The sequence below is a fragment of the Bacillus sp. BML-BC051 genome (genome assembly GCF_019656175.1).
Taxonomy (GTDB): domain Bacteria; phylum Bacillota; class Bacilli; order Bacillales; family Bacillaceae_G; genus Bacillus_A; species Bacillus_A mobilis.
Map to the genome: position 1 here is coordinate 45,040 of NZ_BPLI01000054.1, position 18,518 is coordinate 63,557.

At 37.8% G+C, this 18,518-nt stretch carries 23 protein-coding genes and 1 other annotated feature; of the genes, 3 read left to right on the forward strand and 20 right to left on the reverse strand.

What is annotated here, in order from left to right; all coding sequences use genetic code 11:
* Positions 1–8: 8 nt before the first annotated feature.
* From hisI (K5S59_RS21240) to K5S59_RS30485, 18 genes are all read right to left on the reverse strand, one after another.
* A complete protein-coding gene (gene hisI, locus K5S59_RS21240) occupies positions 9–332 on the reverse strand; it encodes a phosphoribosyl-ATP pyrophosphatase (RefSeq protein WP_000525958.1) in 324 nt (107 codons plus the stop codon).
* Between the two features lie 10 nt (positions 333–342).
* Positions 343–648, reverse strand: a complete 306-nt coding sequence (gene hisI, locus K5S59_RS21245) for a phosphoribosyl-AMP cyclohydrolase (protein WP_000803954.1) — start codon at positions 646–648, stop codon at positions 343–345.
* Positions 645–1,403 (reverse strand): imidazoleglycerol phosphate synthase cyclase subunit, encoded by a 759-nt coding sequence (gene hisF / locus K5S59_RS21250; protein ID WP_000880094.1) that lies wholly within the window; start codon positions 1,401–1,403, stop codon positions 645–647. The genes hisI (K5S59_RS21245) and hisF overlap by 4 nt, the downstream gene beginning before the upstream one ends.
* A complete protein-coding gene (gene hisA, locus K5S59_RS21255; protein WP_000402308.1) occupies positions 1,397–2,116 on the reverse strand; it encodes a 1-(5-phosphoribosyl)-5-[(5-phosphoribosylamino)methylideneamino]imidazole-4-carboxamide isomerase in 720 nt (239 codons plus the stop codon). Before hisA ends, hisF begins: the two co-directional genes overlap by 7 nt.
* Positions 2,089–2,718, reverse strand: a complete 630-nt coding sequence (gene hisH / locus K5S59_RS21260; RefSeq protein WP_000560349.1) for an imidazole glycerol phosphate synthase subunit HisH — start codon at positions 2,716–2,718, stop codon at positions 2,089–2,091. The genes hisA and hisH overlap by 28 nt, the downstream gene beginning before the upstream one ends.
* A complete protein-coding gene (gene hisB / locus K5S59_RS21265) occupies positions 2,719–3,303 on the reverse strand; it encodes an imidazoleglycerol-phosphate dehydratase HisB (protein ID WP_001209293.1) in 585 nt (194 codons plus the stop codon).
* The gene (gene hisD / locus K5S59_RS21270) at positions 3,303–4,592 is read right to left on the reverse strand and encodes a histidinol dehydrogenase (protein WP_000406984.1); all 1,290 of its coding nucleotides are present in this window, start codon (positions 4,590–4,592) and stop codon (positions 3,303–3,305) included. The genes hisB and hisD overlap by 1 nt, the downstream gene beginning before the upstream one ends.
* Before the next feature lie 11 nt (positions 4,593–4,603).
* Complete coding sequence (hisG, locus tag K5S59_RS21275; RefSeq protein ID WP_001244477.1) at positions 4,604–5,239, reverse strand: ATP phosphoribosyltransferase; 636 nt, start codon at positions 5,237–5,239, stop codon at positions 4,604–4,606.
* Complete coding sequence (gene hisZ, locus K5S59_RS21280) at positions 5,215–6,477, reverse strand: ATP phosphoribosyltransferase regulatory subunit (RefSeq protein ID WP_000170309.1); 1,263 nt, start codon at positions 6,475–6,477, stop codon at positions 5,215–5,217. Before hisZ ends, hisG begins: the two co-directional genes overlap by 25 nt.
* A 309-nt stretch (positions 6,478–6,786) precedes the next feature.
* Positions 6,787–7,368 (reverse strand): 3-isopropylmalate dehydratase small subunit, encoded by a 582-nt coding sequence (gene leuD, locus K5S59_RS21285; protein ID WP_000433207.1) that lies wholly within the window; start codon positions 7,366–7,368, stop codon positions 6,787–6,789.
* A complete protein-coding gene (leuC, locus tag K5S59_RS21290; protein WP_120449732.1) occupies positions 7,346–8,740 on the reverse strand; it encodes a 3-isopropylmalate dehydratase large subunit in 1,395 nt (464 codons plus the stop codon). The genes leuD and leuC overlap by 23 nt, the downstream gene beginning before the upstream one ends.
* Positions 8,740–9,804, reverse strand: coding sequence for a 3-isopropylmalate dehydrogenase (leuB, locus tag K5S59_RS21295; protein WP_000415391.1), 1,065 nt, complete (start codon positions 9,802–9,804; stop codon positions 8,740–8,742). The genes leuC and leuB overlap by 1 nt, the downstream gene beginning before the upstream one ends.
* Before the next feature lie 76 nt (positions 9,805–9,880).
* Complete coding sequence (gene leuA / locus K5S59_RS21300; protein ID WP_000809324.1) at positions 9,881–11,401, reverse strand: 2-isopropylmalate synthase; 1,521 nt, start codon at positions 11,399–11,401, stop codon at positions 9,881–9,883.
* A 1-nt stretch (position 11,402) separates the two neighbouring features.
* Positions 11,403–12,413, reverse strand: a complete 1,011-nt coding sequence (ilvC, locus tag K5S59_RS21305; RefSeq protein WP_001151727.1) for a ketol-acid reductoisomerase — start codon at positions 12,411–12,413, stop codon at positions 11,403–11,405.
* Positions 12,414–12,439: 26 nt separating this feature from the next.
* Positions 12,440–12,949, reverse strand: coding sequence for an acetolactate synthase small subunit (gene ilvN, locus K5S59_RS21310; protein WP_000822948.1), 510 nt, complete (start codon positions 12,947–12,949; stop codon positions 12,440–12,442).
* Positions 12,946–14,646 (reverse strand): acetolactate synthase large subunit, encoded by a 1,701-nt coding sequence (gene ilvB / locus K5S59_RS21315; protein WP_000095871.1) that lies wholly within the window; start codon positions 14,644–14,646, stop codon positions 12,946–12,948. Before ilvB ends, ilvN begins: the two co-directional genes overlap by 4 nt.
* 73 nt (positions 14,647–14,719) lie before the next feature.
* Positions 14,720–14,947, reverse strand: a binding site (T-box leader).
* Between the two features lie 16 nt (positions 14,948–14,963).
* Positions 14,964–15,860: a branched-chain-amino-acid transaminase gene (ilvE, locus tag K5S59_RS21320; RefSeq protein ID WP_001005497.1), complete on the reverse strand. Its 897-nt coding sequence runs from the start codon at positions 15,858–15,860 to the stop codon at positions 14,964–14,966.
* Positions 15,861–16,018: 158 nt separating this feature from the next.
* The gene (locus tag K5S59_RS30485; protein ID WP_000794209.1) at positions 16,019–16,216 is read right to left on the reverse strand and encodes a hypothetical protein; all 198 of its coding nucleotides are present in this window, start codon (positions 16,214–16,216) and stop codon (positions 16,019–16,021) included.
* A gap of 59 nt (positions 16,217–16,275) precedes the next feature.
* Here K5S59_RS30485 and K5S59_RS21330 point away from each other — a divergent pair, with 59 nt between their 5' ends.
* A complete protein-coding gene (locus tag K5S59_RS21330) occupies positions 16,276–16,515 on the forward strand; it encodes a DUF3911 family protein (protein WP_000752504.1) in 240 nt (79 codons plus the stop codon).
* 212 nt (positions 16,516–16,727) lie between these two features.
* A complete protein-coding gene (locus K5S59_RS21335) occupies positions 16,728–16,967 on the forward strand; it encodes a YkuS family protein (RefSeq protein ID WP_120449730.1) in 240 nt (79 codons plus the stop codon).
* Between the two features lie 363 nt (positions 16,968–17,330).
* Here K5S59_RS21335 and K5S59_RS21340 read toward each other — a convergent pair whose 3' ends face one another.
* Together K5S59_RS21340 and ytfJ are read right to left on the reverse strand one after the other, a co-directional pair.
* Positions 17,331–17,420: a hypothetical protein gene (locus K5S59_RS21340; protein ID WP_000608225.1), complete on the reverse strand. Its 90-nt coding sequence runs from the start codon at positions 17,418–17,420 to the stop codon at positions 17,331–17,333.
* Positions 17,421–17,528: 108 nt separating this feature from the next.
* Positions 17,529–17,996 (reverse strand): GerW family sporulation protein, encoded by a 468-nt coding sequence (gene ytfJ / locus K5S59_RS21345; protein ID WP_002071000.1) that lies wholly within the window; start codon positions 17,994–17,996, stop codon positions 17,529–17,531.
* A 112-nt stretch (positions 17,997–18,108) separates the two neighbouring features.
* Here ytfJ and K5S59_RS21350 point away from each other — a divergent pair, with 112 nt between their 5' ends.
* Complete coding sequence (locus K5S59_RS21350; protein WP_002020776.1) at positions 18,109–18,501, forward strand: imidazole glycerol phosphate synthase; 393 nt, start codon at positions 18,109–18,111, stop codon at positions 18,499–18,501.
* Positions 18,502–18,518 lie beyond the last annotated feature (17 nt).

Sequence of the window (18,518 nt, forward strand, 5' to 3'; positions counted from 1 at the left end):
ATTCCCCCTTATAATGTATCTATGTCTCTTCTGTCCCCTACTCGCGAAAGCTTCCCATTTCTTTCTGTCACTTCCTCCATAACATCTTCTAATGATATATTTTTTTCGGCTAATAAAACGAAGCAGTGATACAATACATCCACCATTTCTTTCACTAATTCTTCTTTATCATTATTTTTAGATGCGATAATTACTTCCGTGCATTCTTCACCAATTTTCTTTAAAATTTTATCTTCTCCTTTTGAAAACAAGTAATTTGTATACGATTCAGGAAGTGGATTTCTCTTTCGTTCTTCAATTGTTTCAAATAGTAATGTAAAGGCGTTTCCCATATGTATCCCCCTATATAATTTTATAATGAAAACACGTTTTCTCTCCTGTATGACAAGCAGGTCCTACTTGTTTTACGACAACAACGATTGAATCTTGATCACAATCTAGATAAAGCGATTGCACATATTGGACATTTCCTGATGTTTCTCCTTTATTCCATAACGACCTTCTTGAACGAGAATAAAACCATGTTCTTTTCGTTTCTAGCGTTTTTTCATATGCTTCTTCATTCATATAAGCTAGCATTAAAACCTCGTTTGTACCTTCTTCCATTACAACTGCTGGTAATAATCCTTTTGCAAAGTTTGGTTTCATAACCGCACCTCAACGTTTGCATTTCTTAATTTTCTCTTTACGTCTTGCATTGTCGCCTCACCGTAATGAAAGATGGATGCCGCTAACGCTGCATCAACTGTTGTCTTTTGAAAGACTTCTATAATGTGATCAACATGACCGCACCCGCCTGACGCGATGACTGGTACGGAAACGCTTTTTGAAATTTCTTCTATTAAACCAAGGTCATATCCATTTTTCGTTCCATCTGCATCCATACTCGTTAACAAAATTTCGCCTGCCCCTAGCTCGGTAACGCGCTTTGCCCATTCAATTGCATCCATTCCCGTATCAACTCTTCCGCCGTTCACATATACATTCCACTTATCTTCTACTATTTTTCTAGCATCAATTGCGACAACAATACATTGTGAGCCAAAGTGTTCTGCCCCTTCTTTGATTAGCTTTGGATTTCGCACTGCCGCTGAGTTAATTGAAACTTTATCCGCTCCAGCTCTTAGTAAATTGTACATATCTTTAACACTTGAAATCCCCCCGCCAACTGTAAGAGGAATAAATACTTTCGAAGCTGTTTGTTCTACAACATCGATAATTGTTTTTCGTCCTTCATGCGTTGCCGTAATATCTAAAAATACAATTTCATCTGCTCCCGCATCATTGTATAAAGCAGCTATTTCAACAGGATCACCGACGTCTTGTAATCCTATAAAATTTACACCTTTTACGACTCGCCCTTCTTTCACATCTAGACATGGAATAATTCGTTTCGCTAACATAACTTTGTTACCTCTAACACTTCTTCTAAATTAATCATTTTCTCGTAAAGAGCCTTACCAATTATGACGCCGTATATATTCATATCATTTAATTTTTTCACATCTTGAATAGATGCCACTCCTCCAGAAGCAATAAGACGAATAGTAACACTTTTTTGTAGTAACTCCAATTGCTCTACATTTGGCCCTGCAAGTGTTCCGTCTTTCGAAATGTCTGTAAACACAATCGTTTGAACACCTACATTCTCCATTTGCTTCGCTAAATCAATGTAAGAAATTTCAGACACGTCGAGCCAGCCTCTCGTTGCTACGAAACCATTCTTCGCATCAATTCCAACAATGATTTTTTCTTTATATAGACGAACTGCTTCCTCTAAAAATTCCTTATCATAAAGAGCAACTGTTCCTAAAATCACTTTATCTACACCTACTGACAATAACTTCTCTATCGCTACAAGTGATCGAATACCTCCTCCTACTTGCACTGGAATACGTACTGCCTTGCAAATCCTTTCAATAACGAGCAAATTTACTGACTCCCCAGCAATTGCACCATCTAAATCAACAATATGCAGTGTTTTCGCTCCTGATTTTTCGAATATAATCGCTTGCGCAACCGGGTCTTCATTCATTACTGTTTCTTTACTAAACTCTCCTTGATACAGTCTAACGCATCGTCCCTCTTTTAAATCGATAGCTGGGAAGATTTCCATGCTTCTACCACCCCTTTGAAATTTTTCAACATTTGCATCCCAATGTCACCACTTTTTTCAGGATGAAACTGTGCGCCGTATATATTTCCTTTCGCTACAAAACCAGGTACTTTCAATCCATATTCACTTATTCCATATACAATTTCATTAGGACAATCTGCGTAATAAGAGTGGACATAATATACGAATGAACCGTCCTCTACTCCATTCCAAAGCGCTATTTCTCCCTCTTTCTTTAGCTCATTCCATCCCATATGTGGAATTTTATAAGGGACTTTTAGCTTTCGAATAACACCTGGCAATAAACTTAATCCGTTACAGTCTTGTAGTTCCTCACTATTTTCAAATAAAAGTTGCATTCCTAAGCAAATGCCTAGAAGCGGTTTTCCTGAACGCCCGACTTCTTTTAATACACACACTAAATCTTTTTCTTCCAATACATCCATCGCTTTTGGAAATGCACCTACTCCTGGCAAAATCACTCCATCACTTCTAAAAATCTCTTCTTTATCACTCGTTACGATGTACTCTGCTCCAATATATTTTAATGCTTGTTCTACACTACGAATATTTCCCATTCCATAATCTATAATAGCAATCAATTACAACATCCCTTTCGTTGAATTTACACCAGTAATGTTGGCATTTTTATCAACTGCTTCCCTAAGCGCTCGACCAAATGCTTTAAATAATGCTTCAACTTTGTGATGTGTATTACTTCCATATAAAACGCGAGCATGTAATGTAATATTTGCAGCATGAGCAACTGCTCTAAAGAATTCTTCTGTTAGTTCTGTATCAAAATCCCCTAGCTTCGGATTCGTTAATTCTCCTTGAAATACAATATACGAGCGTCCGCTTATATCAATTGCGACAAAACCTAAAGATTCATCCATCGGTACATAAGCAGAGCCATAACGGTTAATCCCCTCTTTATTTTGCAATGCTTCTTTCAAACAATTTCCAAGCACAATTCCAACATCTTCAACTGTATGATGTGCATCAACAAATACATCGCCTTCCGCCTCCACTTGCAAACCGAATCTTCCATGCCTTGCAAATAAAGTTAGCATATGATCAAAAAATCCAACTCCCGTTTGTACAGAAACATCCTTTCCTTCATCAAGCTGCAAACTTAATTTTATCTTTGTTTCTGTCGTCTCACGTATTTGACTGGACTCACGCATTATTCTTCCTCCTCAAATCTTATTTGAATTGCTCTCGCATGCGCATGTAACCCTTCTTTATTCGCAAGTTCTACAATGTGATGTTGTACATCTCTTAACGCTTCCTCTGTATAAGACAGAAAGCTTGATTTTTTCACGAAATCATCGACTGATAACGGTGAGAAAAACCTTGCCGTTCCACTTGTCGGTAACACATGATTCGGTCCTGCTACATAATCGCCAAGTGGTTCCGGCGCATACGGTCCAAGAAAGATAGATCCTGCATGTTTCACGTAAGCTAGTGCATTCATCGGTTCTTTTATATGTAACTCTAAATGTTCCGGGGCGATTTCATTCGATAATTGTAGTGCCTCATCTAAAGAGGGAACGATACAAATGGCTCCATTTCTATTTATCGATTCACGTGCAATTTCGCTTCTTGGTAATGTTTCTAACTGTCTTTCTATCTCTTTTTCTACTTCTTTTGCTAACTCTATATTCGTTGTAATACAAATTGCTGTCGCTCTCTCGTCATGCTCTGCCTGTGATAATAAATCAGCAGCAATATATTTTGCATTGCCGGTTTCATCAGCGATAACTACAATTTCTGATGGTCCAGCAATCATATCGATATTTACTATTCCATACACTTCTCGTTTTGCTAGAGCGACGTACAAATTTCCTGGTCCAACTATTTTATCCACTTTCGGAATCGATTCCGTCCCGTATGCTAAAGCAGCAATTGCTTGCGCACCACCTATCATATACATTTCATCTACCCCTGCAAGACTTGCGGCAACTAAAATATGTGGATCAATTCCTCCTTCTCTCGGCGGTGTTACCATTACAATCTTTTTCACACCAGCGAGTTTCGCTGGTAATACATTCATTAATACTGACGAAGGATACGAAGCAGTTCCCCCTGGCACATATACTCCTACATTTTCTAACGGCCGAATAATTTGTCCCCTAATGATGCCTTTACTCTCGCAATCGAATATAGATTGCCTTTTTTGCTTTTCATGATACGATATAATGTTTTTCTTCGCCTCTTGTAACGCTTCTAAAAATGAATTTTCTACGAACATACTCGCTCGTTCTATTTCTTCTTCCCTTACACGAAACTCTTTCATCTTTACACCATCAAACTTGTTTGTATAAAAAGATAGGGCCTCATCCCTATTCTCCCTTACATTTTGAACGATCTCTCTTACACTTCTTTGAACAGTTTCTTCTATTATATTAGCGTTTTCTCGTAGCAATTTTATTTTCGATAACGCCTTTTGAAAATCTTCACAAACGATCTCCATTTCAAGTCCCCCTATTTTCCTGACAAAATTTCTTGCTCCATCATATTTACAATACTGAATATTTCGTCTTTTTTAGTTTTTAATGCAGCTTTATTTACAATCATTCGAGCAGATATAGAACACATTTCTTCAAATACAATGAGTCCATTTTCTTGTAATGTTGTTCCTGTTTCAACAATATCAACAATTGCATCTGCCAATCCAAGAATAGGAGCGATTTCTACAGAACCTTCTATTTTAATAATTTCTACATCCTCTCCTTTATCATGAAAATAGTTAGAAGTAATATGGGGATATTTCGTTGCAATACGTTTCTTCCGGTAGCTCTTCGGATTATAAGTAGGAATAGAAGCTACACAAAACTTACACACGCCTACTCCTAAATCCAACATTTCATAAATATCTTTCTCATTTTCCATTAAAATATCTTTTCCAACGACCCCAATATCCGCTACTCCATGTTCTACATAAGTAGCAACATCTACTGCTTTCACTAAAATAAATGAGATATCTGTATTCTTACTTTGAAAGACAAGCTTTCGCCCTTTATTTTTGAGCTCTGAACAATCAATTCCAATTTGCTCAAAGAGTGGAATCACATGCTTTTCTAATCTCCCTTTCGTTAACGCAATTTGAATGTTACGCATGAGGCTTCTCCTTCTTTCTGGACTACCCATTTCTCTTTCCATACATATTCCACTAATGATTCATTCTTCGCCTCAACGACCGTTACTATTTGATTTTTTCTTGCAAATTGAAAGGTGTCGTTTACATTAGAGAATAAGGATAGCTCTACTTTTTTCCCGTCCTTTTGAAGTAAACTTCGTAATCTTTCCGCTTCTGCTAATCTATTTAACTCATAATGAATGATTATATCTATTCTCTTTCGTTCATATGGTTCTTGCTGCTCTTGCAGCGCCTTCACAATTTGATTGACTTGCACCGCGAGTCCAACAGCCGGCAGCATTTCTCCAAAATTTCCAATTAACTCATCATATCTTCCACCACTAACAATTTCTTCTCCAATTTCATATATATACCCTTTGAAAATAACTCCTGTATAGTAATCTAGATGTTGGATCATACCTAAATCAATTGATATGTAAGATCCATAGCCTAGTTTTTCAATGGCTACATATATTTCTTTCACTCTTGCGATGGCCATTTTCATTTCATTACTTGAGGCGAGTTTTTCTGCTTCCTCAATCACTTCTAAATTCCCAAATAGCCTTGGCAATTTCTCAAGTAATCTTACTGTTTCATCACATCGATCTAATTTCTTTTCTCTAATAAAATTTGATAGAGCAGCATAATTTTTACTTTCAATATATGTTCTAAGTACTCTCTCTTCTTCCTCATGAATGGAGAGCTTTTTGACAATACATTTATATAACTGCACTTGCCCAATCTCTATTGTAAAAGATTGCACCTTCACCTTTTGAAGTGATTGAATGACGCTTATAACACATTCAATTTCAGCTCTTACATTATCAATCCCAATAATTTCAATACCACTTTGTATAATTTCATTATATTTTCCAGTAAGGGACTCATTCGCCCGAAATACATTCCCGCCATACGTCAGTTTTAGCGGCGTATCCCACCTCTGCGTTCCCATCACTCTCGCTAAAGGAATTGTCATATCTGGACGCAAGACGATAATACGTCCCTTTTCATCAAAAAATTTATACATCTTTTCTTCATCTATCGGTCTATTTTGAAAGGCAAACACATCATAAAATTCTATTGTTGGTGTCCTTATTTCCTCATAACCTCGCTCTAAAAAAGTACGTCTTAATTTTTGCTCCACTTCTTCAATTAACGTACATTCTTCGAATAAATAGTCTCTCGTTCCATTTGGATTTGCCCGTTTCCATTTTGTCATCTAAATTCTCACACCTTTCCCTTTCTAATGTATGCCTATTTCATTCACCTAAACCGAAAATAAAAAGAGCCTTGTAGACAAAATACCTACAAGGCTCTTTAGTAGAGTGTAGGTACAACGGGAATAACCCTTGTGCCTACACGTTTTCACGCTAGGTTCAAGGGCTTTATGTATGATGATGTAGTTGTGTAAGCATTTCAAGAGGTTGCACGATATTCATAATACTTACTCCCTTTCTCCTCTGATTTTTTACATAGTATATAATACTTAATTCTGAATGTAAATACATTTCGAACATTCCGTTATTTCTTAATATAAAGCTACTTCCCTTTCATATTCTACAATTTTTTGTTCATATTGCATTGTAATACTAATTTCATCTAGACCATTTAATAATTTCTCTTTCCACATTTTCTCGATTGTAAAATGAAACTTGTGCGTACTCGTTGTAATGACTTCATTCTCTAAATCTACTTCTATTTGTTCTCTCGCATCCGCTTTGACAAGTTGTTCTCGCATTTCTTTATCCATTACAATTGGTAACATACCATTTTTCATACAATTCATATAAAAAATATCTGCAAACCCGCCAGCGATAATAACACGGAAACCATAATCAGCAAGCGCCCATGGAGCATGTTCTCTTGAAGAACCGCAACCAAAATTATCACCTGTAATTAATATACTTGCTCCTTTTCTATCTTGTGCATTAAGTGGAAAATTAGGGTTTTCATGGCGGTTATTATCATAACGCCATTCATCGAATAAATATTTTCCAAATCCCGTCCTTTCAATTCTCTTTAAATATTGCTTCGGAATAATTTGATCTGTATCAATGTTATCATTCATCAGTACTGCGGCAGTACCTTTATGAATACGAAATGGCTCCATCATAACTCTCCTTTCTAGTATCAACAAAATGACCATATAATGCAGCTGCTGCCGCCATTGCTGGGCTAACCAAATGTGTTCGTGCTCCTTTTCCTTGTCTTCCTTCAAAATTACGGTTTGAAGTGGAAGCACAATGTTCTCCTTCAGGTACTTGATCTGGATTCATTCCAAGACACATTGAACATCCAGGTTCTCTCCATTCAAATCCTGCTTCTTCAAAGATGTGATGTAGTCCTTTTTGCATCGCAGCTTCTCTTACTCTTTTCGATCCAGGCACAACGAGTGCTCGCACACCTTCTTTTACCTTTTTTCCTTTCACAACAGATGCAGCAATTTCTAAATCAGAGAGCCTGGAATTTGTACAAGATCCAATAAAAACATGCTGAACTGGAATGTCATACGTACTTTGTCCAGGGCTTAATCCCATATAAGAAAATGCTCTTTCGTCATTTGCATCATGCTTTTCTGGCAATTTTTCATCAATACGAACACCCATACTCGGGTTTGTTCCCCACGTAACGTACGGTGCTAAATCCGCCACATCAATTGAAATATGTAAATCATAAATCGCATCTGAATCTGTATACAGTTCAGACCATTTTTTCTCGAAAGTTTCATAGTCTTTCGGTGCATATTGACGTCCTTTTACATAAGCAAATGTTTTTTCATCTGGTGCTATAATACCAGCTTTCGCTCCTCCTTCAATTGCCATATTACAAAGCGTCATTCTCTCTTCCATCTCCATAGCTCCAATTGTCTCTCCATAAAACTCCATTACGTATCCGGTTCCAACTGCTACACCGTACTTTGAAAGGAGATGCAAAATAATATCTTTCGCGTAAACACCTTTCTGTAATTTCCCTTTTAACTCAATGCCCATCGCTTTCGGTTTACGTTGCCATAACGTTTGTGTCGCCAATACATGTTCCACTTCACTCGTGCCAATGCCAAATGCTAGCGCGCCAAACGCACCGTGTGTTGCTGTATGACTATCACCACAAACAATTGTTTTTCCTGGCTGCGTGAGCCCAAGTTCTGGTCCGATAACATGAACAATCCCTTGCTCTTCATCTCCAATATCCGCTAACGGCACCTGAAATTGTTTACAATTTTCACGAAGTGTATCTAGTTGCTGTTTCGCAATGCGATCGGTAATATTCCAAACATCTTTCGTTGGAATATTATGATCCATCGTTGCGAATGTTAAATCTGGTCTACGGACCTTTCGATTTGTAAGCCGCAAGCCTTCAAAGGCTTGCGGTGACGTTACTTCATGGACAAGATGCAGATCGATATATAATAAATCCAACCCATTTTCGTTTGTCGTAACTATATGTCTTTCCCAAAGTTTATCTAGTAACCTTTTCCCCATTATCTTCCTCTCCCTACTAACGCTTGCTCTTCCATTTCTTGCATAACTGCCTTCGTAAATGAAGTTGTCGTTTCAGTTCCCCCGATATCTGCTGTACATTTCCCTGATGTAAGGACTGCAGAAATTGCTTCTTCAATTGCACACCCTTCTCTCGTTAATCCGAACGATTGCCCAAGCATCATTGCAACAGAGCGCATCATTGCAATTGGATTCGCCTTATTTTTCCCGGCAATATCCGGTGCTGATCCGTGAATAGGCTCGTATAATGAAGGTCCCTTTTCCGCGTGACTTGCTGATGGAAGCATCCCTAATGATCCAGCTAATACGGAAGCCTCGTCACTCAAAATATCTCCAAATAAATTTTCCGTTACAATTACATCAAACCGTCCTGGATTTCGAATTAATTCCATCGCTGCGGCATCTACTAAAATATGTTCTAGTTCAACGCCTGGATAACGAAGTGCTACTTCTTCTGTCACAGTTCGCCATAGTTTACTAGACTCTAAAACATTCGCCTTATCAATCGATGTTACTTTCTTCTTCCGCTTGCTCGCTAATTGAAAAGCATACGAAACGATACGTTCAATTTCATGACGATGATACGTAAGTGTATCGGTTGCTACTTCGTCCGTTCGTTCTTTCGGATAAGAAAAATAAATTCCGCCTGTTAATTCACGAACGACAACGAAATCAATTTCATCAGCCTTTTTTAATGGCGATAAATGTGCCGTTGCGCTTTCTACCGTTACAGGGCGAACATTCGCAAATACGCCGAGTCCTTTTCTTAAAGCTAATAATCCTTTTTCTGGTCTTTCTTTCGCACTATCCCACCTTGGTCCACCAACTGCTCCTAGTAAAACTGCATCACTTGCTAAACAGGCGGCAAGCGTTCGTTGTGGTAATGGTTGCCCATTTAAATCGATAGCACTCCCACCAAAGTACTCATCTTGCAAATGAAAACGATGCCCATATAATCTCTCTACCATATGCAATACTTCCTTCGCACTTTCCATAACTTCCGGGCCAACACCATCACCAGCTAAACAAACGATACGTTTTTCCAATTTCAACACTCCTTTTAACTGAATTTTCAGAACTTTAATCAGATAGGTGAGGAAAGCTTCTTCACCTATCAACCACTTACTTCACAAGCTGGATAAAAGATTTTAATTTCCCAGCCGCATGGACATATGCTCTCGCCGACGCTTCCAATACGTCTTGCGCGACACCAAAACCTGATACTTGATGCGTTCCTTCTTTTAATTCAACATGAACATGAGCTAGTGCGTCTTGACCTTGTGTAATAGATTGTATGCGATAATCCGCCAATTCACATTCTAATCCTAAAATTCTTTGGATTGCATTATAAATCGCTTCAATACTACCAGAGCCAGTAGCTGCATCTTCGTATACATTTCCTTCCTCATCTTTTAGCACAACTGTCGCGCATTGTGCACTATTTGATACGAAATGTACTTGCAGTTGTGTAATGGTATATTGCTGAGCCGCAAATGCTGCTTCACCAAGCATAAGTGCACGTAAATCTTCCTCCGTAATTTCCTTCTTACGATCAGCTAATTTTTTAAACGCTTCAAACACCGCATCTCGTTCTTCCTTTGTAAATTCATAGCCAAGCTCTTTCATTTTTTCTGTAAACGCGTGACGTCCAGAATGTTTTCCAAGTACAAATAGATTTTGAGATTCGCCTACTAGCTCCGGTTCAATAATCTCATACGTTGTCACTTCTTTTAATACACCATCTTGATGAATTCCTGATTCATGAGCGAATGCATTCGCTCCAACGATCGCTTTATTTTTCGGTACAACCATACCTGTCAATCTGCTTACTAGTGTACTCGTCGCTTTAATTTCTTTTAGCGTCATAGAAGACTCCGCTTTATAGAAATCTTTTCTAATATGAAGAGCAACTGCGACTTCTTCTAACGCCGCATTCCCTGCTCTTTCTCCAATTCCATTAATTGTTCCTTCTACTTGCAACGCTCCACCTTCAACCGCAGCTAATGAATTGGCTACAGCCATCCCAAGATCATCGTGACAATGACAAGAGAAAATTGCTTTTTCATATGAAGGAACGGATTCTTGTAAGTATTTAAAAAGAGAATAATACTCTTCTGGATTCGTATATCCAACTGTATCTGGAATATTAATTACATTTGCTCCTGCACGAATCGCAACTTCTACTGCTTCAGCTAAAAAATCTCTTGCTGTTCTTGTTGCATCTTCTGCAGAAAATTGTACTGTCGGAAATAACGATTTCCCAAGTGTAACCGAGCGATGAATACTATCTAACACATCTTCCTTTGACATACAAAGTTTATACTTCATATGAATATCACTCGTAGCTAAAAATACGTGTAGACGGGGAGATACAGCACCTTTCACCGCTTCATATGCTCTTCGAATATCACTTTCTTTTGCTCTAGCTAAACTCATAACTGTAGCATTTTGAATCGTATTTGCGATGCGTTTTACCGATTGAAAATCCCCTTCGGAAGCTGCTGCAAAGCCAGCTTCCATGACATGAATACCCAGTCTCTCTAATTGCCTTGCAATTTGCAATTTCTCTTGTTCATTTAAATTCACTCCTGGTGATTGTTCGCCATCACGTAGCGTCGTATCCATGAAAAAAATCTGCTTCATATTATTTGACCCCTGCCTTTACTCGCGGCTGTACGAAAGGCATCATTTCACGTAATTTACGTCCAACTACTTCGATTTCATGTTCATTCTCTTTCTCATTTGTCGCATGGAAATTCGGTTTTCCTGCTTTATGCTCTGCAATCCAGCCTCTTGCAAATGTACCATCTTGAATTTCGGCTAGCACTGCACCCATCGCTTTCTTCGTATCTTCCGTTACAACGCGTGGTCCTGATACGAAGTCGCCCCACTGCGCTGTATCTGAAACTGAATATCTCATATTTTCAAGTCCGCCTTCATACATAAGGTCAACGATTAGTTTTAGTTCATGTAAACATTCAAAATATGCAAGTTCAGGCTGGTATCCTGCATCAACTAGCGTTTCAAATCCAGCTTTTACTAGCGCAGTTACTCCGCCGCAAAGTACAGCTTGCTCTCCAAATAAATCTGTTTCTGTTTCTTCTTTAAACGTCGTTTCTAATACGCCCGCTCTCGTCGCTCCAATTCCATCAGCATAAGAAAGTGCCTTTTCAGTCGCAACTCCTGTCGCATCTTGGTATACGGCGAATAATGCAGGAACCGCTCCGCCTTCAGCAAACGTACGGCGTACAAGATGCCCTGGGCCTTTAGGCGCTACTAGAAATACATCTACATTCGCTGGTGGTTTCACTTGATCAAAGTGAACATTAAATCCGTGTGCAAAAACGAGAGAATTTCCTGCCTGCAAATTTGGTGCAATTTCTGCTTCATATACTTCTGGCTGCAGTTCATCAGGTAGTAAAATCATTACTAAATCAGCCTGCTCTGCTGCTTCTGCTACTGTATATACAGAAAATCCATCTTCTTTCGCTTTATCCCAAGACTTCCCTTTTCTTAAACCTACTACTACATCAAATCCGTTATCACGCAAGTTTTGCGCATGCGCATGACCTTGCGAGCCGTATCCGATGATTGCTACTTTCTTTTCTTTTAATACATTTACCGTTACATCTTTCTCATAATAAACTTTTGCCATTTTCATTTCCCCCTATATTTAAATGATTATTGAATTAACATAACTTGCTTATCTTGTTTTTTCATACTACGCGTAAATGCTGTTACACCTGTTCTAGCAATTTCTTTCAAACCGTATGGACGAAGTAATTCAATTAATGCTTCTACTTTCTCCTGCGTACCAGTTACTTGCACAACTATGGAATCCTTCCCAACATCTATTACAGCGGCTCGAAACGGTTCAATTAAACTATATAATTCTGCTCTTGCTACTGATGTTGCGACTTTAATAAGTGCAAGTTCTCTTGCGATCATCGCTTCTTCCGTAATATCTGATACTTTCAGAACATCAATTTGCTTATGAAGTTGTTTAATTAACTGCTCAACTTGCTGTTCATTTTCAACGTGTACAACAATCGTCATCCGTGATATGTCCGATGATTCTGTATGACCTACTGAAATGCTTTCAATATTAAAATGCCTTCGTGTCATAACACCTGTAATTCGGTTTAACACACCACTTTGATTTCGAACTGTCGCTGTAACAATTCTCTTCACCTTTTTTCCACTCCCTCCATTTGGTGAACACCTTTCCCTGGCGCAACCATCGGCATTACCTTTTCTGATTGAAGTACACGGCAATCAATTACGACCGGTTCTTGTAATTCCATCGCATGCTGTATTTGCTTCTTTGCAAGAAGTGGATCATCTATGCGAACTCCTTTTATGCCATACGCATTCGCAAGAGCGACGAAATCTGGTTGACACGATAGTAAAGAGTGCGAATATCTTTTGTTATAAAATTCATCTTGCCATTGTCTTACCATTCCTAAAGCTTCATTATTTAAAATAAACACTTTAACAGGTAAGGAGTGTTCTTTTAACACACTTAATTCTTGCAGCGTCATTTGAAAGCCAGCGTCACCGACAATTGCGATAACTAGTTCATCAGGCTTTGCAATTTGTGCCCCAATTGCTGCTGGAAATCCGAAGCCCATCGTTCCTAATCCTCCAGAAGTTACCCATTTATCTGGGTTTTTCAGCGGATAATATTGTGCGGCCCACATTTGATGTTGCCCAACATCTGTTGTTACAATCGCTTCTCCTTTCGTAAGTTCATATAACATATCAATTGCGTATTGAGGCTTAATACTTTCCGAATTCCGTTTATAAGATAGTGGATATTTTTCTTTTCTATTCTTTAATAAGGAAAGCCAATTATGATGATTTTCTTTCCCTCCTTCCGGTTGAAGTAATACTTCCAACGCTAGCTTAGCACTTGCAACAATAGGAATTTCAGTCGGCACATTTTTTCCGATTTCTGCTGGATCAATATCGATATGCGCAACAGTCGCCTCTTTAGCAAAATAAGCTAAATTTCCAGTAAGCCGATCATCGAATCTTGCACCTATATTAATAAGTAAGTCGCATTCATATAACGCCATATTGGCTGTGTATGAACCATGCATTCCTCCCATTCCCAGAAAAAGTTCATCATCTGGCGGAAAGCCTCCAAGACCAAGTAAAGTATGCACAACTGGGATTTCATATTTACGAGCAAAACTTGTTAACTCTTTTGATGCTTTCGCATGCAATACACCTGCTCCAGCTAAAATTAACGGCTTACTTGCGGCACTAATTGCCTGTAATAATTTGTTTATTTGGAGTAGATTCGGTTCATAATTCGGGTTGTATCCTGGTAAATCCATTTGTACGTCATTACATCGTTCCCCTTGCTCTACCACCATATCTTTCGGAAGGTCAATAACGACTGGGCCTGGTCTTCCTGTTCTAGCAATATGAAATGCTTCTTTAATAATTCGAGGTAAATCTGAAGCTTTTCGCACTTGATAGTTATGCTTTGTCACCGGCATCGTAAGCCCCATAATATCCGCTTCTTGGAAAGCATCACTTCCAATTAACGTTGTTGCTACTTGCCCTGTAAATACAACAAGTGGTAAAGAATCAATCATGGCATCTGCAAGACCTGTAATAACATTTGTAGCACCTGGTCCACTCGTTGCAATGACAACCCCTGGATTACCAGTAATTCTGGCATACCCTTCAGCGGCGTGAATAGCACCTTGCTCATGCCTTGTTAAAATATGCGGAATTTCACAGTCATAGAGTGCATCATAAAGAGGTAAAACAGCACCACCAGGATAACCGAAAATCACTTTTACTCCTTCCTTTTCTAGCGCTTCTAACAATAGCTGTGCACCAGTTGCCAGTTTCTCTTCCGTTTTTGAAGACATTGTTTTTATAAGCCCCCTTTTTGAAAACTTTTATCAATAAAAAAAATCCTACGTCCACACTCCAGCTATGTGCTGAAGGGACGAAAGATTTCGCGGTACCACCCTTCTTCGCAAGAATACTCTTGCCTCAGTGACCCATTAATGAGTCTAGCTAATAACGGAGCTACCGTCTAAGCCTAGACAAATGCTTCAGCTTAGCACTCAAGGGCGATGTTCGTCGACGTGAACCATCGGTTTTCAGCAACCACCGACTCTCTGTGAGGCTTCACAATCAACTACTCCTCCCTCTCAACGCTTTCTTATGTTATAAAAAGTTGTTATCCAACTTTATTTTCTTCGTAAATTTTCTCTCCATCTTCTATAACTAACTTTCGGAATTCTTCTAATAAACGATTCGTATGTGGACCTGTTTGCCCTAAACCAATCGTTCTACCATCTACTGTCGTAACAGCAATTACTTCAGCAGCCGTTCCTGTTAAAAATACTTCATCAGCTACATATACATCATGTCTTGTAAATAATTCTTCTCTAACGTCATATCCAAGTTTTTCACCGATTTCTAAAATAGCGTTTCGTGTAATACCTTCTAACGCTCCAGCAGAACTTGGTGGTGTAATTAATTTATTTCCTTTTACAATAAACACGTTATCTCCTGAGCCTTCAGCTACGTATCCTTGATCATTTAACATAAGTGCTTCTTGTACTCCAGCTAATTTCGCTTCAATACGAACTAAAATATTGTTTAAGTAATTTAGTGATTTTACTTGAGGCGACAAAACATCTGGACGGTTTCGGCGCGTTGCAACTGTTACAACTGGAATCCCTTTTTCATAATATTCTTGTGGGAATAAAGATAGTTGTTCTGCAATTACGACTACATTCGGTTTCTTACAAGAATCAGGATCTAATCCAAGATTTCCTGCACCTCTCGATACAACAAGGCGAATGTATCCATTAGATAATTTATTTTGTCGAATCGTCTCAACAACAATATTCGTTACTTCATCTAAAGAATATGGAATTTCTAACATGATGGATTTTGCTGATTCATATAACCGGACAAGATGCTCTCTCAAACGGAAAACATTACCGCTATAAACTCTAATTCCTTCAAATACTCCATCTCCATATAAATAACCATGATCATATACTGAAACTTTTGCTTCGTCTTTTGGAACAAATTCTCCATTTAAGAAAATCCATTGCTCATTCACTGGAAAGCGCCTCCTATGTTCTATGAATTTTTTATTGTTTCCTAGTTTACTCTCCTTTCTAAATAAATCAAGTAAATTTTTAGAAAATTTATAATTTTTAATCGTACGTACATCTTTGATTATATTGATTTAACAACATTGTTAACGTTTACAAAAAGTCAAAAATTTTTTTCGCCAAATTCCACTAAAAAAAATATTTGTTTAAAAGAAGGATTTTCATCAATTGATACGAATCTATTGTATTCAATAAACGGACGTCCGTTTTTATAAATTCGGGAATATACAACGACTTTTGCTGAAAAAGGGGGAAAATAATAAAAATAACGCTGTCTAAAAATAACATTCATATTTTTCATCTCGCAATCATAATCCTATTTTTAAAAAACAATTTGTCAAAATGAAGGAGGATATCAATATGGCGTGTGTACAAATTAAAGGAACGAGACAAGAGGTAGTAGAAATGCTTCAACTATTTGATCTAATGGATACGAAAGGTTTTTGTAAATTCGATAATTATGTAGAGGTAGAACCAAATAATAAAGAACATAATAATTTTATTGCTTCAATCGACATTCATTCAAATACTTCTTCCGCCCAAGATACTTTAAACGATCAATTCGTAAGTCAAATGCTTACTGGTGTATATAACGACTAAATAAAGTGAAGCTTTAATCAGTGGGGGTTTCTTCATCCCCCACTGATTATTGGCCCTCACCAATCGGACTTTGCCCATTAAAGCGGGATAAAGTGATAATTTAATCAAACTAACCGTAAATAGCAAATAAATATATGTTTCCTACCATCTTTGCATAAATATATGCGATGTACTTGAGCATACTAGTAACTAGATGGTAGGAGGTGAGAATTATGGCTAGAATCGGTGTTGAAAATTCATTAACAGATGTTCAGCAAGCTCTTCAGCAACAAGGATATGAAGTTGTTACCCTTAACTCTGAACAGGATGCACAAGGCTGCGATTGTTGTGTGGTAACTGGGCAAGATTCCAATATGATGGGGATTGCAGATACATCAATTAAAGGATCGGTAATTACAGCTCATGGTTTAACAACGGATGAAATTTGTCAGCAAGTTGAGAGCCGTATTTAAATTTATTTTACAAAAAGAAAGAGGACTCCTTTTGAAAAGGAGTCCTCTTTTTTATATTCACCTAACGGGAAAGTAACATATACTGGATGAAAGCCCTACCTCTCTCTCATCATTACGGTTCCACTGACCGCTCCTTGATTCACTAGTATACCTATAAAGCCTACAATTATAATTTATAGGGTTTATTCACAAAAGTTGTTGGTAAGATTACCCGATCTTTCGCAAACTTTTCGTATTATATTTATAAGATTTATTTACTTTACACTAGCTGTAACCGAGACACGAATTAAAATTCTAACATCAATACAATAAGTTGTCAACATTTTTTATAAATTAAAAACAGACAGTAACGGTTTGTCTGTTTTAGAATGGAGCTTTTTCTTTTATTACATATACAACAAAGCCACTTACTAACATACATAAACCAACTACTAAGTTTTTGATATTAATCATAAATTCCTCTCCCTTATTCCACACATCATATATATTTACAGTTCATTTATTCCGATCATCCTAAAGCACACTTGTTCTAATATATCATAATTCCTAAAAAATGCAAGTTCACTTTTGACGATTATTTACAAATTTATCTACGGTGCTTGGTACAGTATTTAAAGCCTTCTCAATTAAATGTGTACTACTATTGAGGTGCAATACTTGCACACCGTTAGAACCAACTACTAAAAAAGCAACCGGGCTAATAGAAACCCCAGCCCCGCTCCCGCCTCCAAATGGATGACTTTGTTTGTGCTCTTTATGTTGCCCTTGTCCGTTCTTATGTTTTTCGGAAATAAAATCACCTTTAAAATCACTTCCGCCAGCTCCAAAACCGAAAGCTACTTGAGATACTGTTAATACTACATTTCCGTCAGCTGTTGAAACCGGGCTGCCAACAATTGTATTTACATCTACCATCTCTTTTAAATTTGTCATTGCTGTTTTCATTAAATTTTCAATTGGATGTTCCATTATGTATTGCACCCTTTCCTCATTATTCTTTTTTATACTTTCCAAAATAGAGGAAGTCATACTAACTTTTACTATTTCAAAAAAACAATCTCCACTTTTTAAATGGATATGACTCCCTGTACATACTCGGATAAAAAGGAAAAAGAGATACATACTACTATTGAACCTTGTTATGAAAGGAGTCATGACTTTGACTGAGAAATTTGATGAGTACAAAAAAAGAGATAGAATAGATAGTGATTATAGTGACTATAAAGAAGAATATGCAGCTGAAGTTGCACCACAGCGCATTGATTATGATTACGATGAGAAGGATCATAAAGATGATGTGAGATCGTCTGCCGCTGGATCAACTGCTGGCTTTATCGCTCTTGCCTTATCTATCTTATCACTCTTTACCTTCCCAACATTATTTGGCCTTGTTTCTGTATTACTAGGTATTTACGCTTATAATCGCGGAGCTACTGTAACTGGTGGTATCGCTGCGATAGTCGGCGGAATTGCAGCACTCATCGCAATTTTATTCCGAGTAGCGCTTATCGGATTATTGTTCTCCCTTTTTTAAAAAGAAAAAGGTATCTC

Bases quoted from the DNA above. Each gene is read 5' to 3' on its own strand.
- hisB (WP_001209293.1), bottom strand. From the start codon at position 3,303: ATGCGTGAGTCCAGTCAAATACGTGAGACGACAGAAACAAAGATAAAA.
- hisD (WP_000406984.1), bottom strand. From the start codon at position 4,592: ATGGAGATCGTTTGTGAAGATTTTCAAAAGGCGTTATCGAAAATAAAA.
- hisF (WP_000880094.1), bottom strand. From the start codon at position 1,403: ATGTTAGCGAAACGAATTATTCCATGTCTAGATGTGAAAGAAGGGCGA.
- hisZ (WP_000170309.1), bottom strand. From the start codon at position 6,477: ATGACAAAATGGAAACGGGCAAATCCAAATGGAACGAGAGACTATTTA.
- hisA (WP_000402308.1), bottom strand. From the start codon at position 2,116: ATGGAAATCTTCCCAGCTATCGATTTAAAAGAGGGACGATGCGTTAGA.
- K5S59_RS21340 (WP_000608225.1), bottom strand. From the start codon at position 17,420: ATGATTAATATCAAAAACTTAGTAGTTGGTTTATGTATGTTAGTAAGT.
- K5S59_RS21350 (WP_002020776.1), top strand. From the start codon at position 18,109: ATGAAAGGAGTCATGACTTTGACTGAGAAATTTGATGAGTACAAAAAA.
- K5S59_RS21335 (WP_120449730.1), top strand. From the start codon at position 16,728: ATGGCTAGAATCGGTGTTGAAAATTCATTAACAGATGTTCAGCAAGCT.
- hisI (WP_000803954.1), bottom strand. From the start codon at position 648: ATGAAACCAAACTTTGCAAAAGGATTATTACCAGCAGTTGTAATGGAA.
- ilvB (WP_000095871.1), bottom strand. From the start codon at position 14,646: ATGTCTTCAAAAACGGAAGAGAAACTGGCAACTGGTGCACAGCTATTG.
- leuA (WP_000809324.1), bottom strand. From the start codon at position 11,401: ATGAAGCAGATTTTTTTCATGGATACGACGCTACGTGATGGCGAACAA.
- leuD (WP_000433207.1), bottom strand. From the start codon at position 7,368: ATGGAGCCATTTCGTATTCATAAAGGTACTGCCGCAGTACTGATGAAT.
- K5S59_RS30485 (WP_000794209.1), bottom strand. From the start codon at position 16,216: ATGAAAAATATGAATGTTATTTTTAGACAGCGTTATTTTTATTATTTT.
- hisG (WP_001244477.1), bottom strand. From the start codon at position 5,239: ATGCGTAACATTCAAATTGCGTTAACGAAAGGGAGATTAGAAAAGCAT.
- ytfJ (WP_002071000.1), bottom strand. From the start codon at position 17,996: ATGACTTCCTCTATTTTGGAAAGTATAAAAAAGAATAATGAGGAAAGG.
- ilvC (WP_001151727.1), bottom strand. From the start codon at position 12,413: ATGGCAAAAGTTTATTATGAGAAAGATGTAACGGTAAATGTATTAAAA.
- leuC (WP_120449732.1), bottom strand. From the start codon at position 8,740: ATGGGGAAAAGGTTACTAGATAAACTTTGGGAAAGACATATAGTTACG.
- K5S59_RS21330 (WP_000752504.1), top strand. From the start codon at position 16,276: ATGGCGTGTGTACAAATTAAAGGAACGAGACAAGAGGTAGTAGAAATG.
- hisI (WP_000525958.1), bottom strand. From the start codon at position 332: ATGGGAAACGCCTTTACATTACTATTTGAAACAATTGAAGAACGAAAG.